General features: G+C 41.2%; 15 protein-coding genes. 8 read left to right on the plus strand and 7 right to left on the minus strand.

Going from position 1 to position 15304, the window contains the following annotated elements; genetic code table 11:
- Nucleotides 1-256 precede the first annotated feature (256 nt).
- The 3 genes from L0657_RS24165 (at nucleotide 257) to L0657_RS24175 (ending at nucleotide 3848) form a co-directional block, all read left to right on the plus strand.
- Nucleotides 257-1621 carry a sugar transferase gene (locus L0657_RS24165; protein WP_235153347.1) on the plus strand — a complete coding sequence of 455 codons (1365 nt, stop codon included), beginning with the start codon at nucleotides 257-259 and terminating at the stop codon, nucleotides 1619-1621.
- 262 nt (nucleotides 1622-1883) lie between these two features.
- Nucleotides 1884-3011, plus strand: a complete 1128-nt coding sequence (locus L0657_RS24170) for a DUF1972 domain-containing protein (RefSeq protein ID WP_235153348.1) — start codon at nucleotides 1884-1886, stop codon at nucleotides 3009-3011.
- Nucleotides 3012-3071: 60 nt separating this feature from the next.
- A complete protein-coding gene (locus L0657_RS24175; RefSeq protein WP_235153349.1) occupies nucleotides 3072-3848 on the plus strand; it encodes a polysaccharide biosynthesis/export family protein in 777 nt (258 codons plus the stop codon).
- An 18-nt stretch (nucleotides 3849-3866) separates the two neighbouring features.
- Here the strand turns inward: L0657_RS24175 and L0657_RS24180 are convergent, their stop codons facing one another.
- Entirely contained in the window at nucleotides 3867-4625 is a 759-nt protein-coding gene (locus L0657_RS24180) for a sensor histidine kinase (protein ID WP_235153350.1), read from the minus strand.
- A 73-nt stretch (nucleotides 4626-4698) separates the two neighbouring features.
- Here L0657_RS24180 and L0657_RS24185 point away from each other — a divergent pair, with 73 nt between their 5' ends.
- Nucleotides 4699-5316 (plus strand): response regulator transcription factor, encoded by a 618-nt coding sequence (locus tag L0657_RS24185; protein WP_235153351.1) that lies wholly within the window; start codon nucleotides 4699-4701, stop codon nucleotides 5314-5316.
- 62 nt (nucleotides 5317-5378) lie between these two features.
- On the opposite strand, the gene L0657_RS24190 is transcribed toward L0657_RS24185, so the two are convergent.
- Both L0657_RS24190 and L0657_RS24195 read right to left on the minus strand, forming a co-directional pair.
- Nucleotides 5379-5675 carry a hypothetical protein gene (locus L0657_RS24190; RefSeq protein WP_235153352.1) on the minus strand — a complete coding sequence of 99 codons (297 nt, stop codon included), beginning with the start codon at nucleotides 5673-5675 and terminating at the stop codon, nucleotides 5379-5381.
- A gap of 252 nt (nucleotides 5676-5927) precedes the next feature.
- Nucleotides 5928-7646, minus strand: coding sequence for an alpha-L-rhamnosidase C-terminal domain-containing protein (locus L0657_RS24195; RefSeq protein ID WP_235153353.1), 1719 nt, complete (start codon nucleotides 7644-7646; stop codon nucleotides 5928-5930).
- Nucleotides 7647-7894: 248 nt separating this feature from the next.
- On the opposite strand from L0657_RS24195, the gene L0657_RS24200 reads away from it, so the two are divergent.
- The 3 genes from L0657_RS24200 to L0657_RS24210 all read left to right on the plus strand — a co-directional run bounded on the left by L0657_RS24200 (nucleotide 7895) and on the right by L0657_RS24210 (nucleotide 10989).
- On the plus strand, nucleotides 7895-8098 hold the full coding sequence (locus L0657_RS24200; RefSeq protein WP_235153354.1) for a hypothetical protein: 204 nt from the start codon (nucleotides 7895-7897) through the stop codon (nucleotides 8096-8098).
- Nucleotides 8099-8215: 117 nt separating this feature from the next.
- On the plus strand, nucleotides 8216-9601 hold the full coding sequence (locus L0657_RS24205) for an exonuclease domain-containing protein (RefSeq protein WP_235153355.1): 1386 nt from the start codon (nucleotides 8216-8218) through the stop codon (nucleotides 9599-9601).
- Between the two features lie 269 nt (nucleotides 9602-9870).
- Nucleotides 9871-10989: a Gfo/Idh/MocA family protein gene (locus tag L0657_RS24210; RefSeq protein WP_235153356.1), complete on the plus strand. Its 1119-nt coding sequence runs from the start codon at nucleotides 9871-9873 to the stop codon at nucleotides 10987-10989.
- A gap of 127 nt (nucleotides 10990-11116) precedes the next feature.
- Here L0657_RS24210 and L0657_RS24215 read toward each other — a convergent pair whose 3' ends face one another.
- The 3 genes from L0657_RS24215 to L0657_RS24225 form a co-directional block, all read right to left on the minus strand.
- Nucleotides 11117-11647, minus strand: a complete 531-nt coding sequence (locus tag L0657_RS24215; protein ID WP_235153357.1) for a DUF6252 family protein — start codon at nucleotides 11645-11647, stop codon at nucleotides 11117-11119.
- Nucleotides 11648-11766: 119 nt separating this feature from the next.
- Nucleotides 11767-12297: a hypothetical protein gene (locus tag L0657_RS24220; RefSeq protein ID WP_235153358.1), complete on the minus strand. Its 531-nt coding sequence runs from the start codon at nucleotides 12295-12297 to the stop codon at nucleotides 11767-11769.
- 59 nt (nucleotides 12298-12356) lie between these two features.
- Nucleotides 12357-12611: a hypothetical protein gene (locus L0657_RS24225; RefSeq protein ID WP_235153359.1), complete on the minus strand. Its 255-nt coding sequence runs from the start codon at nucleotides 12609-12611 to the stop codon at nucleotides 12357-12359.
- Nucleotides 12612-13141: 530 nt separating this feature from the next.
- Here L0657_RS24225 and L0657_RS24230 point away from each other — a divergent pair.
- On the plus strand, nucleotides 13142-13348 hold the full coding sequence (locus L0657_RS24230) for a hypothetical protein (protein ID WP_235153360.1): 207 nt from the start codon (nucleotides 13142-13144) through the stop codon (nucleotides 13346-13348).
- 216 nt (nucleotides 13349-13564) lie between these two features.
- Here L0657_RS24230 and L0657_RS24235 read toward each other — a convergent pair whose 3' ends face one another.
- The gene (locus tag L0657_RS24235) at nucleotides 13565-15205 is read right to left on the minus strand and encodes a carboxylesterase/lipase family protein (protein ID WP_235153361.1); all 1641 of its coding nucleotides are present in this window, start codon (nucleotides 15203-15205) and stop codon (nucleotides 13565-13567) included.
- Nucleotides 15206-15304 lie beyond the last annotated feature (99 nt).

The raw sequence follows: 15304 nt of genomic DNA on the forward strand, positions 1-15304 counted from the left end.
GAATCGAACTTGTCTGATTAGCAGAACTCGATGGCTGTCTTACAAAACCGGTCGTCAGGGCAGAATCAGAAAAAGAATTTCATTATCCGGAAGTCATTTACAAGCGGCGTTTCGCGCTGCTTAGGAATGGGTATGTCTGATAAAAAAACGCGGTATCAAATTATTATTTGCCAGGACACGAAGTAAGTGGCCTTGGAATCATTCTGTCAATCTATCAACGTATTAATATATTCTCACAGCATAATATTTTAATAATATGAAAAAGCGCTATCCTCGCCTTATGCTCAATGCCCATTTATGGATTGATGTGATTCTTTTGAATCTGTCTTTCCTTGCGGCATGCTTCCAAAGATTTGGCAACTGGAAGTACGTTTTGGATCAGCAGTATGTCATTCTTTTATTGACAGCTAACCTGGTTTGGATCTTTGTTATTTACATCCTGCAAACCTACCATTTCACCCGAATTTCCTTTAATTTCAGGAATCAGGTTGTCAATTTGGGTAAGGCAGCGCTTCTGCATGCATCCATCATTATGGGTCTGCTCTACCTCGCACACAGAGGCGATGATTATTCGAGGCAGCAATTTATTGTGACTTACATCGTATTCGCAGCCATGGCTTTGGTCGCCAGGGCGATCATTGTTCTTACATTATATATGTACAGAAAAGCAGGATACAACTACCGGAATTACGCTATTTTAGGAAAGGGCGATCTGGCTGAAATGATATTTGATTTTTACAATGAAAGGAAAGAGCTGGGATATCGTTATTGCGGAACTTTTGAGTTTGATGAAAGTACTGAAAAACTCGATATGCTCGAAGCCATAATGGGCGAAAATACTTTGGATTTTGTTTACTGCTGTCTGTCAGATTTGAGCGATGCACAGATTAAAAGTGTAATCAGGCTTGGAGAACGCCAAAAAACGCATATTCGTCTGGTACCTGATTTTCGTGGATTTATGACCAACATGGCCACAATCGAGTACCATGACCTGATGCCAATTATTCAGGTAAACACCAAACCGTTTTCAAGTGTCAATGAAAAAACCTTAAAGCGTTCGTTCGACCTCATCATTTCATCGACGATCATGATATTAGGTTTGCCGGCTTTTTTACTGCTAATGGCCGCTATCAAACTAAGCTCACCGGGCCCAATTTTCTACCGCCAGAAGCGTTGCGGACAATGGGGCAAGATGTTTGAAATTTACAAATTTCGGAGCATGGTTGTCAACGCTGACAAAATGGGACAGCATTCACAAGGAAGCAGCGATAAACGGATCACAAAGATTGGTCATTTTCTTCGTAAATCCAGATTGGATGAACTGCCGCAGTTTTATAATGTATTAAGAGGAGACATGTCTATTGTTGGTCCAAGACCGCTATATAAATACGATGTCGACATGCTGATGGAAGCAGAACCACATGATTTTCAGAGGTTATTAACTGTTAAACCTGGTATTACATCCATTGGGCAAATAAAAGTTGGCTATGCTGATTCCATGGCTAAAAATGTCGAACGCTTGAAATACGATCTTCAATACCTTAAAGAATACAGCATATTCGCTGATATAGAGCTTATTCTGAAAACCATGCAGCTGATGGTTTCTGGCAGGGGACAATAATTCCTTACCAGCAAAAGGCCAAGCATATTACGATAAGCAATAGCCATAAAGGGCTATTGCTTATCTGGCTAACTTCCGATAGTTTTGTTTAATAAAATAAGCATACAGTAAACACCTGCTTTCAACGCGTCTTCATTTGTAGAATCCAAAAAGAATGCCCTGTCCCATTATTAGTCAGACCATTCTGAGTAAAATACGCAGTTGAAAAAGTTACCCTGAATATTCAAACGACCCAGTACTCTATTTAATTTTTATCATCTTCATGCGTATCGCAATTTTAGGAACCCGCGGGATTCCCAATCGTTATGGTGGCTTTGAGCAGTGCGCAGAATATCTGGCGCGCGGATTAGCTGTAAAAGGTCACGAAGTGATTGTTTACAACTCGCATAACCACCCCTACCAAAAAAGTCAATGGAACGATGTGAGAATTATTCACATCTATGATCCGGAGTATCGCTTTGGCACAGTTGGACAAAGCATCTACGACTTGAATTGTATACGCGATGTCAGGAAACAGAATTGTGATATTATTCTTCAGCTTGGTTACAATACAAGTTCGATCTGGGGAGCGATGCTTCCAAAAGATGCTGTGGTGACTACGAACATGGATGGCCTGGAATGGCAGCGTTCTGGTTTCGGTGAATCTGTTAAAAAATTTCTGCTTTATGCGGAGAAGTGCGGAGTCAGATACAGTGACCATCTGATCAGTGACTCTGTCGGCATACAATCTTATCTAAAAGAAAAATATGCGATCGACTCTACTTTTATTCCGTACGGAGCCGACGAATTTAAATATCCCAACCCGTTTCTTCTGGACGATTATTTTTTAAGGCCTTACGAATACGATCTTCTTATTTCAAGACTTGAACCAGAAAACAGCACTGAGATTATATTGGATGGCGTAGTGAAAGCTGCTCAAAACAGACCTTTCCTGGTAATTGGAAATAATAAGACAAAATTTGGAGATCATTTAAAACGTAAGTTCAAGGGTTATAAAAATATCCGCTTTTTGGGAGGTATTTATGACATCAATAAGCTGAATAACTTGCGCTACTATTCCAACTTATATTTTCATGGGCACGCCGTGGGTGGAACAAACCCTTCACTTCTCGAAGCAATGGCTTCACAGAGTCTGATCGCCGCACATGACAATATCTTCAATCGTTCCATTTTAGGTGAAGATGCATTGTATTTTATGACGCCGGATCAGGTGTCTGAACAACTTGAAAAGGTAAGAAAATCAGAGCCGGACCATATTGTTAAAATTGACAGAAATACAGATAAAATCAGAACGACTTATACCTGGGAGAAAATTACAAATCAATATGAAGAACATTTCAAGAGCATTGCAAAAATTGTTACCCGCCCATCGGTACCAAAGTTAGTTTAATGCATGCCTGAGAAATGATTATTGCACACTCCTTAAAAATTCACAAATCATAGTTATTGTATGAATCGATTATCCCTCATCATTGCCTTTCTTGTCATTGCTTTTCTAAGTTCATGCGGATCGTATACAAACATTCCCTACTTCAAGGATCTGAATAAGCTGGCGCCAACGGAGGAGCAAATCTCCAATTATTCATTTTTCACGATCCAGAATTCGGATGTTTTAGGGATCAATGTAAGCAGTAGAAATCCGGAATCTTCGGCCATTTTCAATAGGGCGAACGGCAACAACGACGACAGTCCCCAGAACAGTTCGCAGAACCCTTCCATGGCTGGATATCTCGTAGATCAAAAAGGAGAAATACATTTGCCATTGATCGGTACGATGAAAGTTTCTGGCCTTACTACATCAGCACTGCGTGATACGCTTAATAAACTTCTAGTCACTTATTATAAAGACCCGGTGACGAATGTTCGTATCTTGAATATCAAGGTCGCTGTGTATGGTGATGTTTTGCATCCAAACGTTTATAACCTTCAAAACGAGCGGACAACTATTACCCAGGCGCTCAGCTTGGCGGGAGATTTAAATATCACTGCGCTCCGTAATATTATCCTAATCAGAGAAGTGGATGGAAAGCGTAGTTATATCCCGATTAATCTCAATTCAAAAAATCTGTTCGAGTCACCATATTATTACCTGAAGAATAACGACGAGATTTATGTGCAGCCTGACCGTACGAAGTACGCAACGGTCGATCGCGGATATCGTACAGCGACGCTGGTTTTGTCAGGACTTTCCATTATCGCCATCGTCCTTTCGAATCTTTTCAGATAATTCGGGCTGTTTGACAAATTAACTCAATGGTATAGAAACTGTTATTTTGGTACCGGAAACAGAATCAATTTTAACGATGCCGTTGAGCTTGTCTATTCGGGAATTGATGTTACTTAAACCCATCGAATTTTTCTTGGTCTGGGTTTGATCAAAACCTTTGCCGTCATCAAGGATCGTGATCAGCAATATATTATCGCTGAGCACGATCCCTAAATGAATTTGCGTTGCCTGGGCATGTTTTATGGCATTGTGGACAAACTCCTTGACAATCAAATAAACATTTTTCCGCATTTCGCTGGAAATTACTTTTTCCGGTATATCATCCGGTATCTGGACACTCAATTTTATCTGGGAATGATCAAATAATTTCATAGTCTGAAATTCTACATAATAGATCAGATTTTCCAGATTATCATTTTCGAAATTAGTGCTCCATATAATTTCTTTGATCTTCTCAGACATCTCATTGATCATTGAGCAAAGCCGTTTTATCTCGTCGTCCTGACGGCCGCTTCGGTTTACCATATCGGCAAAAAGTTTGATCGCAAAAAATCCCGCACCGATATCATCATGGATCTCGCTGCTGATCCGCTGACGCTCATTTTTAAGTGCCTGAAGCTGCTGGGCAAGCAGTCTGCGTAGACGTTTTCGATACAAATAATGGGAAACCAGCGCGTAGATTATCACAAAAAGTACAAGCAATATGGTTGCTTGCTGTCCTTCTAAATCTTTCAAAATCGTCAAACCCAGTATTCCGTTTAGTAAATTATAGCACATGACCGTTGGTAAAATCACATTTATTGACCGAGTTTGCTTAAATTACTCAAAAATCACTCAACAAATTCAGACAATGATTTCAATTTCCATTGTTGAAGACCATGAACATTATCGCTCAGCACTTCTAAAAGCCATCGGCGGCAACAAGCTATTTGAAATTATCGGCGTATATGAATCTGCTGAACTTGCTATTGAACCTCTCCTCAGAAACCCACCTGACATTGCTGTTGTTGATATAGAACTCGACAAAATGTCCGGAATTGAACTGATTAAATTTCTCAAAAACGAAGATATCCGGACACAGTTTTTAATGTGTACATCCTATCAGAATAATGAAAATGTTTTCAATGCGCTAAGGGCTGGTGCCAGTGGATATATTGTCAAAGACTCCAGTGCCTCAGAAATTGAAAACGCAATTATAGAACTGCATCAGGGCGGCTCTCCTATGAATACTTATATAGCCAGAAAAGTGATAAGTCTGCTGCACACCCAACCCCAAAAACAAACGTTCGGACTCAGCGAAAGGGAGCTCGAAGTCATTACACTTTTAAGCAAGGGATTGATTTATAAAGAGATTTCAGATCAGCTTACGATCAGCGCCAACACAGTGAAAAATCATTTGAAAAATATTTACAAAAAACTTCATGTTCAAAATAAGGTAGAAGCAGTTAATAAATATCGCTCACTTTGAAGTACAAAAAGCCCTGTTAGGACTAACAAGGCTGGACATCTGAAATTTTATTAAATCAAAGATTACTCTACGTGATTTTCGATTTCTTCCACATAAATATCCGGAGCATACCCGTCGCTAAAAAAAGTCAAATGACTTCTTTTGACATATTTATTCCATGCCAGACCGCCAAGTACTAATACAGACACCGAAACCTCAGGAAATAAATAAAGTGATATTATCAGGGAAGTAATCAGCACTGTTGCAACAGTCAGGATAATCGTCATTGGTGGAATGAAACTTCCCAGATTTGCACTTGACGTTATACTTTCACGGCGGGATTGAACATACCCGTCTTTAATAAATGGTAAGGTATTCATACTTTTCAATCTTGAAAATAACGTTGAGTAATATGATGAGGTAACGTTGAGCACTTAAAGATAGATAAGTTAAAATGCAAATCGCAAAAGAAATGCAAATAATTTCGTCGTTTTTGTAGCAAAATCGAGAATGTTAGTAAAATTAATATTACAAAACGATATTATCCAATATAGTGTTCACATCGGAGATTTATTCAATGTAGAGAAGTCTCTGGAACTCTTCCATAGATATTTCACACTGAATCACTGTTTTTATCGCACCACTTTCACTCCTTTTGGCGCATCAATTACAGATTTCACACGCCCATCAGCAGATTTATCATGACGAATTTTTACTATACCCAGAGGCGTAGGAAATGTGCCTTCCACCCATGAAAGATCTCCCAGGTGCGGCTGAATTTTGATAGTCTTACAGCCCGGTTCCAGTACAGTCACGCCCAGAACATGCTCTGAAAGCCAGGCTGTCGGCCCTGAGGCCCAGCCATGACAAAGACTATGGCGCAGATTTTTATAACAATATGCGCCAAAATCACCATGAATATCATCTTTCCCTTCCGGAACGATTTCAGTAATCGGAGCTGCATTTTTTGTCCAGTCCAGGTCAAAATCCTCCCAGAAAGTTGTGGCACCCATATCGAGCATACCGCCCCAATAATTACGAATGCAGTCGATCGCACCTTGGTAATCTCCGGCCCTGGCTTTCGCCTGTAACATGTAGTAACCATAAAAGGTAGACATGCGCGCGCATCCGTCCACAGCCAAAATATCGCTGTTAGCTTTCTCAGCAGGCACGATACCTGCAAGCGCCAAAAGAGCCGCGGCCTGCTTCGAACCGTTGGCATCTGGAACATACAGTTTTAAATTCGTTGATGTTTCTTTGCATTTTTTGGCCTGCGCTGGTTCGTCAAGAATCAGACAAAGTTCAGCGCCTGCATCCAAAGTCATAATCATCATAGCATGAAGACCGGCATGAATCGCTTTCGGATTTTCACTCGAAGGCCAGTCTAAAAAGCGGGTACCGTCCAGTGCTTCTTTATTATCTTTGGTTTTACTTATCAGAAGATCCAGCAGCTCAACCAGATATTTTTGCTGTTTTCTGAGATAGGGCAAATCTCCCTGAAACTTATATAAATCTCTGTGAATCAATACCCACCACATGGAATAAGCACTGATCCCGTTCATCCAGCCTGGCAATGGTGTGATGTCTCTGGCCTGATCCAGGCTTTTCGCTACTACTTCGTTTTTCCCAAAAACGGCATTGATGGTCATAATTTCCGGGTGCATATCCCCTACCCAGACAAGTCTGTCTCTTTTAATTCCATCCCATAAAAATTGCTGCATATTCAGATGCACCGTGTAAGCGCCTGTATTAAAAATCTGGTTCAGCCTGTCGTCGCTGCTTTTGAAAGAACCCAGATAGGGAATATCACGGTATTCGAATATCGCGCGCGCTTCTTTGAGCTGGAGCTCGCGGTTGGTATCTACCAGATCAATCCTCACAAAACGAAAACCAGTATTTCCGATCTGCGCAACACCCAGCCAGGGGACTTCGGTGATGATATCGCGCATGGCATGATCATTTGTTGCACCGCTAAGCGTATCGATTTCCGACATGGTTTCGCTGACAGACTCTCCAAAACGAATCCGTATTTTGATCGGCCGGTGGTCCGAAGGCTGATCGGTAACAAGCTGAATTCCTCCCTGAATTTCTTTACCAAAATCCAAAACCAGACCGGGGTGTTGATCCTCCGTACTTTTTAATATACAAAAATTTTTATGAACCAGATCCGCCTGACCACTTCCCGGCCTGAGCAGATTTTCAGCGTCAATAATACTTTGACCCGTCTTATCAGACTGCCAGACAATTCGTGTTGGCGTCAGATAATGCCTGACGCGCTGATCTTTTTCTGCAACCGTAGTATTCCCAAAAATCGGCGGTAGACTTTGTGTAAATCCATGTAGATGTATCAAACAAAAAAGACAGATGGAAAGAAAGAAGTATCGTTTCAAGGGATTCAGGAATGGGATAGATGATTAAAATTAATTTCGGAAAACAAAGAATAATTCTTCTGAAATCCAACCTGTCGTGTCCTGCCTGGCAAACATAACTTACTGATTATATAAAGGCAAAATCAAACCAAAATTAAATAATGGAATTATTCCTATTTTTGGGAAATAATCCATTATTTTTGATTTTCACTTCATCAACTGTTAATTTTATGCAAGTTATCTATTATGTGATCGTCGCCCGCGAAATGGTCTGGCAGTGGTATTACGACAAGAATAATGGCAAATGTTTCCGTGAACTTCTGGGTATGGACGCATACCGATTCATTGAAAGCCTGTCGAAACCTGGTGATCAGATTTCAGTTGGAAGCGATGTTCAACTGATTGAATCAGGTCCTGATCAGCAAAATCGATAATAATTAGCCGCTCGCAGCTATCTTTTACTGATCAAAAAAAATCAGAAATCATGTTAGACAGCAGCGGTGATTACGTTATAAATAAAAACTTCATAAAGGACAGTCAAATATCACATAATGTTTTACGCGGTTGTTGACATAGAGACCACAGGCGGATACCCGTCTGCGAGCGGTATTACCGAAATCGCTATATTAATTCATGATGGGGTTGAGGTAGTAGATCGGTACGAAACACTCATTAATCCCGAAAGATCTATTCCATTATCCATTCAGGCATTAACCGGAATAAATGATGCGATGGTGGCAGAAGCGCCCATTTTTAATGAGGTTGCCGGTAAAATCTATCAAATGTTGTCAGGATGCGTTTTCATAGCACATAATGTAAATTTTGATTACTCGTTTATCAAGCATCATCTAGCATTGGCCGGGCACGATCTGGATGCGCCAAGGCTTTGCACGGTACGGATGAGCCGTCAAATAAAACCAGGCCTCAAATCATACAGTCTGGGCAAGCTCTGCGATGCACTCGGAATTCAAATCGAAAATCGTCACCGGGCTGGTGGCGACGCTCAGGCGACTTCAATTCTTTTCTCAAAACTTTTAGCATGGGACATTGCCGGGCATATCCCAGCTATGCTTAAAAGAAGTTCGAAAGACCAGCAATTGCCTCCCAACCTGGCAAAAGAAGATTTTTTGAAACTTCCATCTTCACCGGGTGTGTATTATTTTAAAGACCAATTGGGAAAGGAAATTTACGTTGGAAAGGCGATTAATATTAAAAAGAGAGTGTCTTCCCATTTCACGGGGCACAACAACGGACCGCAACGCCAGCATTTTCTTCGTGAAATTTATTCGATCGATTTTATTCCCTGTGGCACAGAGCTTATGGCACTACTTTTGGAAGCGGCTGAAATTAGAAGGCTTTGGCCTAAATATAACCGCTCAATGAAAAAACCAGAGCCGCGTTTTGCTCTTCATGCATATGAAGACAATGAGGGATTTATTAGACTTGCCGTCGGCAAGTTCAGTAAAATTCAGCCAGGTATTCAGGTGTTTGATAAAGAAGCAGATGGTATACGAATGCTTCGACAACTGGTTATTGATTTCAAACTTTTTGCGCCCCGATGCTACTACGGCCGATATCCTTTGTTTGCTCCGGAATCAGAACAGATCAATCAGGTCAGCAGCGAATCACAAAAACTTGATGCACAGGAATATAACGCTCTGGTATGGCAAGCGCTTGATTCTTACTCAACAAACCTGCCCAGTTTTATAATCCTTGATGATGCCAGAAATTTTAGCGAACATAGCTGTATTTATGTTCAAAAGGGACGTTTCAGCCGCATGGGATATGTCGATAAATCATCTGATCTGACTGACTGGGAAGACATCGTGCAACGTTTACCGGCTTACTCTTCCAATCATTACATGAACCAACTTCTCATACGATATGCTGGTAACTACCCTGGCAAAGTAAGGCCTCTGAATAATCTTGATGTTTAGGTAACGTTTCCACATTCAGGGAATTAGCGCACGATTTGTAATTCCGTACAGCATAACTACATTGTCTAAAAACAGATTTATTCCTCCATAATCTGTTAATCTATCTTATTTATCTAAAATCAAAATTTCGTTAATGACAATCAGGATTGCGCTTTGAAGGCCATTCCTGAAAATGTGGCATATATAACATCTCAGATTCCGGATACCACTGTCTGTCTGGCATAAATTTTTACTACTGCACGGCATTTCAAACTAATAATGCCAAAACTATGGGAACGACATATCACAGAAGGCAGTTTTTACATCATGCAGTTTTTGCGGTTCCATCGATGATCGCGATGGATGCAATGGCGGCTCAACTTTATAAAGATAAAGGGGCAGGTGTAAATCAGGATAAAAAACTTGGAATTGCCCTGCTGGGTTTAGGTAAATATTCGGAGGAGCAGCTGGCGCCTGCACTTGCTGAAACGCAACACTGCAAATTAACAGGGATTATCACCGGAAGTCCGGAGAAGATCAAAAAATGGCAACAGAAGTATGATATTCCCGAGAAGAATATTTACAACTACGAAAATTTCGACTCCATTAAAGACAATCCTGATATCGACATTGTTTATGTTGTTGTGCCGAACGCCCTGCATGCGCAATATACCATAATGGCTGCAAATGCCGGGAAACATGTAATTTGTGAAAAACCCATGGCTACTTCTGTGGCGGATTGTCAGGCAATGATCGCTGCTTGTAAAAAGGCTGGAAAAATGTTATCCATCGGTTATCGTCTTCACTTTGAGCCGCATCATATGGCGTTCATGGATTTTGGCAAGAAGAAGAAGTTTGGAAAGCTAAATAAAATTACTGCGGTAGATAGCCAGGAAATGGAAAAGGGAGCTTGGCGGTTGGATCGAGAGCGGTCCGGAGGAGGCCCTCTGATGGATCTTGGTATCTACTGTGTTCAGGCGGCAATATATTCTGCTGGCACAAACCCAATAAGTGTCACAGCCAAGGAAGGAGAAAAAACTGACTTAGATCGCTTTCAAGAGGTTGAGCAGTCCATAGAATTTCAGCTGGAATTCCCAAATAATGTTGTTGCAAACTGTCAAACAAGTTATGCTGACAGCGGAAATCTTTTGCGTGTAGACGCTGAAAAAGGTTTTTATGAGCTTCAACCTGCTTATGCATACGACGGCATAAAAGGTAAAACTTCCCAGGGTGATATGGGACTCAAAAATGTTAATCAGCAGGCGTTGCAAATGGATGATTTTGCCAGATGTATCCTTAATAAAACGCAGACCCGGGTGCCTGGAGATATGGGGCTTCGTGATGTCAAAATCCTGATGGCAATCTATGAAGCTGCAAAGACTGGCAAAAAAGTCAACCTCGATCTTTAATTTAAAAATCTACTTTAATCAGACTTTAAAAGGATCCGGCGCCGACGCTGTCTGCTTCGATGCCGGATCATTCTGTGCTTGGTTTTTAATTTTTTACAGCGGCTGTTTCGAAATTGTAAAGTCGTTATTACAGCGTTTTCAAATCTATATCAAATCTGCCTTCCGTAACTTTTACAACCTTTTTATCTATAACGTACTCTGCGTCAAATTCGAAGGTTCCTGAAACAATTTGGTTGATTGTATCTAAGCGGGTAATGACGACTTTACCTGGATTTGTTTCCATCGAATGAAAAATTCTGAATTGATTATCATAGTAAATCCCAAAGGATTTGTCATAAAGATTTCCTAAACCGTTCGAGCCAGTATTTCCTTTTGGTAAGGTTAGCTGAACGCGCTCCCCAGAGTCGGAACTTGTATGAATCATCAAATAAAAGGTCTTTGAATCTATTATTCTCAATTCTGCGTCGATTGCCTTTGCAGACGGGCCACTCTCATTACTAAGACCATTTGCAATCCAGACCTTTCCATCTATTTTACACCCAAAGGTATTCAGTCCCTCGCTTGTAGGTGCAGGTAAGGATTCTTCGTCAGATTTGCAGCCGTTACTAATTGCGCTTACAAAGACTATTATCAGCAAGGCCCTAAGAAAGTAATTCATAAAATCCCGTTATTGGAAAATCCACTCGTGCTATTTTACGGAATAGAGCAAGTGGATTTTCTTTTAATTAATCACTTTAACCACACAGAATCTTTGATTATTCCAGACATGGACTGATATTAAAACTCACTAGCCGGTCTCTGTTTATCCAGGTTACGCTCTACAATTCTACTTTTGATACTCGATGCGCGCGTCCGATATGCATTATTCAACTGGTTTTCTCCTGCCTGCGAAGCAAAGTTTTCACCATGATCAGAAACTGAATGCTGCCGATTTATAACTTCCCCTCCTGCGTGCGCTTCCGAATGTTCCGTAGCATCTTCTGCTCCGTAGGCGTCCAGCATTTCAGAAACTTTCTCAGCCTCATTGTGGGTTTCGGTATGAACGGTAAGAATAACGCCCGCTTTCGAAGCATGTGCGTAACGGCTTACTTCTTCATGATCTGCGCCGAAAAGATCTTTAAAAAAAGCAGTGATCTTATCCAGTATTGCTGCGTCTTCCTGCTCACTGACAGGGAATGGCGCATCATTTTTGTAAGATGCGATTTTCATTTCTATCTGAGAAGGCGAATAACCTGCCGATATCAAATATTGCTCTGCCTGTTCAGCTGAATTTTTGCTGTCAAATATTGCTACTACGGTATTTGCCATGATGATTAGGTTTAAGATTTCAGAAAATTCACAGAATTACAATGCGGATACCAACTATTTTATTCTGTATCAATCAACTTTTGATATCGGTCAATCTGGCTCTCAAAGTTGCGAATTCCAGTCTCATAAATGATCCTGAGAGATTCCAGATCATCAATATCTGCCTCATACATTTTGTCAGCTTCAAGCTCCCTGTCCAGTTTCGGAAGCAAAGTTAACAATTTTTCAAGCGACTGTTTGTTCTGTTCGAGGCGGTAGCGGTTCCAGTCAATAAGGTACTGATAGCTCGTTTTTATATCCCTGTTTTTTGCCATGTTTTAGTTTAGATTCTCACTTCCCGACCAATTGGTCAATTAGCATATTCAAATCATTAATCGTTTTTGTTTACACATGGTGTTGAGCAAATACTATACCCGAAAAAACCAATTATGAAGTTCAGGCCATTTTTTAGATGCCAGCAATTAAAATTATACCAAAAATAGAAAAGCTGGCTTCATAAAGATTCATGGCTTTTCGCAAACCATATTGTAATCAACAGCTTACAAAAAGCTTGTTGTATGCTTAGAATTTTATATACCGTAACCAACTTTTATCCAAATAAATTATCATACGAAACTTTTGAACCGTTAGATAAGTTTGATCCACTTTGCATAATTTTTGAGCGAAAGTGGTCTGATTTTAATGCCTGCTACTTATCTCGCTCCTGGAATTAAAACTCATGATGATGGTCAGATTCGGGTTAATGAAACTTAAACGGAGTTAGTTTTAACTAAGCCCGTGAAAATTAAAAATTTTTTGAAAAACAATAGTAGACTACCAATTAAACAACCCAGCCTAAACATTTATGAAAACAGACCTAGCGCGCGCATCCGTGAGAGAAACCAGCATCGCGCATCTTGAAAAAGGAGACTTTATTATTAATTTGGGAGAAATTTTAGAGACGGATGAACTTACCGACATCTTTAGTATCGTCATTTTGAGAAATAACCAGAAGCAGGTTTTCACATTCAACAAAAATGAACGATTGCTTGTAAGAAAAAAATCCAGCTGAGTGTAAAACTACCAGCCAGATCAGGAGTTTTCGATATTTCCTTCCACACTTGATCTGGTTGGTAACCTAAAATCACGACCGACAGAAAACGCAATAAATGAAAGCCCATCAATATATGAGTTGAAGTAGTAAAACATGGCATCTCCTAACCGGATAAAATGAAATTGGCTCTCCCGACAAAGTCGAAAGAGCCAAAACTTTTACTCAGACATTACGTCAATCTTTGTTAGCCATCGCATCCAACAGCGTATAACGGCTTTTGTGTTTGTCTGTCTCCAGACGGCTGTTAACGTCAAGGTACATGTATTTGGCATCACCTTCCTTGTTCAAGGGAGACCATTCAGGCAAACCTTTTCCGTTAGGGTTTGATGTTTTCACAAAATTGGCAAAATACTCCTGCATCGTTTCCGACACTTTATGATCTTCCGGCGTCCAGGCATAAACCTTATTCAGTGAAAGATTTCCCATCGCATATTCAATTTCAGCCGAGTGCACAGCACCTTTTGGCAACGGTGGTTTCGCCGCAGACGTCTCGGTGCTTTTGGAAATCCCTCCGGCCAGGTTTGCAGAAACATTTCCAACCTCTGCGCTCATAGCAGGCCGTGGACGACCATATAGATAGCGATAAACTGGTTTGCCTCCGCCAGTTTTTGTATGAATATCGATCCATTTCCAGGTACCGAAACCGATGAAACGGTCTCCGGCAAGATCCGTGGCAACCTGTTCAACATCTGCGTCAGAGGCTGCCGAATATTCTTTCAGAACTTTGTCAGCTTGTTCGCCATAAAGCTTTTGAACTGCTTTTGTATAATTTTCTAGCGTCGGACTTTCTTTGCCAAGGATCATCCTGTAATTCATTTCCTCCGTATTCCAACCTGCGAGTAAAGGCACCTGGGACTGTTTTCCCGACAGGTATGTCTTCATTGGTGGCTCAGGAAAAAAGTATCCGTCGACCGCGGACATAAATCGTGGGACATCCGCTTTTGCAGTGGCCTTCAGCAAATCGTCTGCGGAAATAGTGCGCATTTCCGACAGGGAATTTTTTCCAACCATTGTGTTGAATTTTAATCCTGCCTGCTCTGCCTGTGCCAAAGGAACCGGTGGCAAAGTACCCAGAACCGATCCGCTTTCCCCAATCGCAGCTGAAAACAGATTTTTTGATAGCGGCGAGGCCATCAACGCGCTAACAGACAGTGATCCGGCAGACTCACCAGCGATGGTAACTCTGGCAGGATCACCACCAAACGCGGCGATGTTTTGCTTCACCCAGGCCAGCGCCGCAGCCTGATCCAGATATCCGTAATTTCCTGAGGCGTGGTGCGGGGACTCTTTTGTTAGATCTTCGGAAGCATAAAAGCCGAAAACGCCCAGACGGTAGTTGACGGTCAGGCTGACAATTCCTTTTTTCGCCATACTTTCTCCATCATAGCGCCCCTCGGAACCATCACCTGCAACAAAACCCCCTCCGTAAAAATATACCAGAACAGGTAGTTTTTCATTAGCCGATTTTGCCGGGGTCCATACATTGAGATAGAGACAATCTTCGCTCATGCCGTCGGAACGAAAACCCATATCGCCGAAAACTGCGTTCTGCATGGCACGAGGACCAAATTTATTCGTTTTACGGACTCCCTGCCAGTTTTTCACGGGCTGAGGCTCACGCCAGCGAAATTCTCCCACAGGCGGGGCAGCAAACGGAATCCCTTTGTAAGACCTCACGCCAGAGGCTTCAATAACACCTTCTACGGTTCCATTAGTTGTTTTCGCCAGAGGTTGTGACTCTGCCTTTTTAGACTGGGCCAGGGCACTCTGCATCATTTGCAGCGCCACCAGCATAGTAATAAATATTATTTTCATTTCATTTTATTTTAAGTAAACATTGGTTGGTTAAAGCATTTTGTAATAGTAATTTCTATATTGTCTCAATCTGGAACAATAATATAAATTTATTTTCAC

This window comes from Dyadobacter sp. CY345 (genome assembly GCF_021502725.1).
Taxonomy (GTDB): domain Bacteria; phylum Bacteroidota; class Bacteroidia; order Cytophagales; family Spirosomataceae; genus Dyadobacter.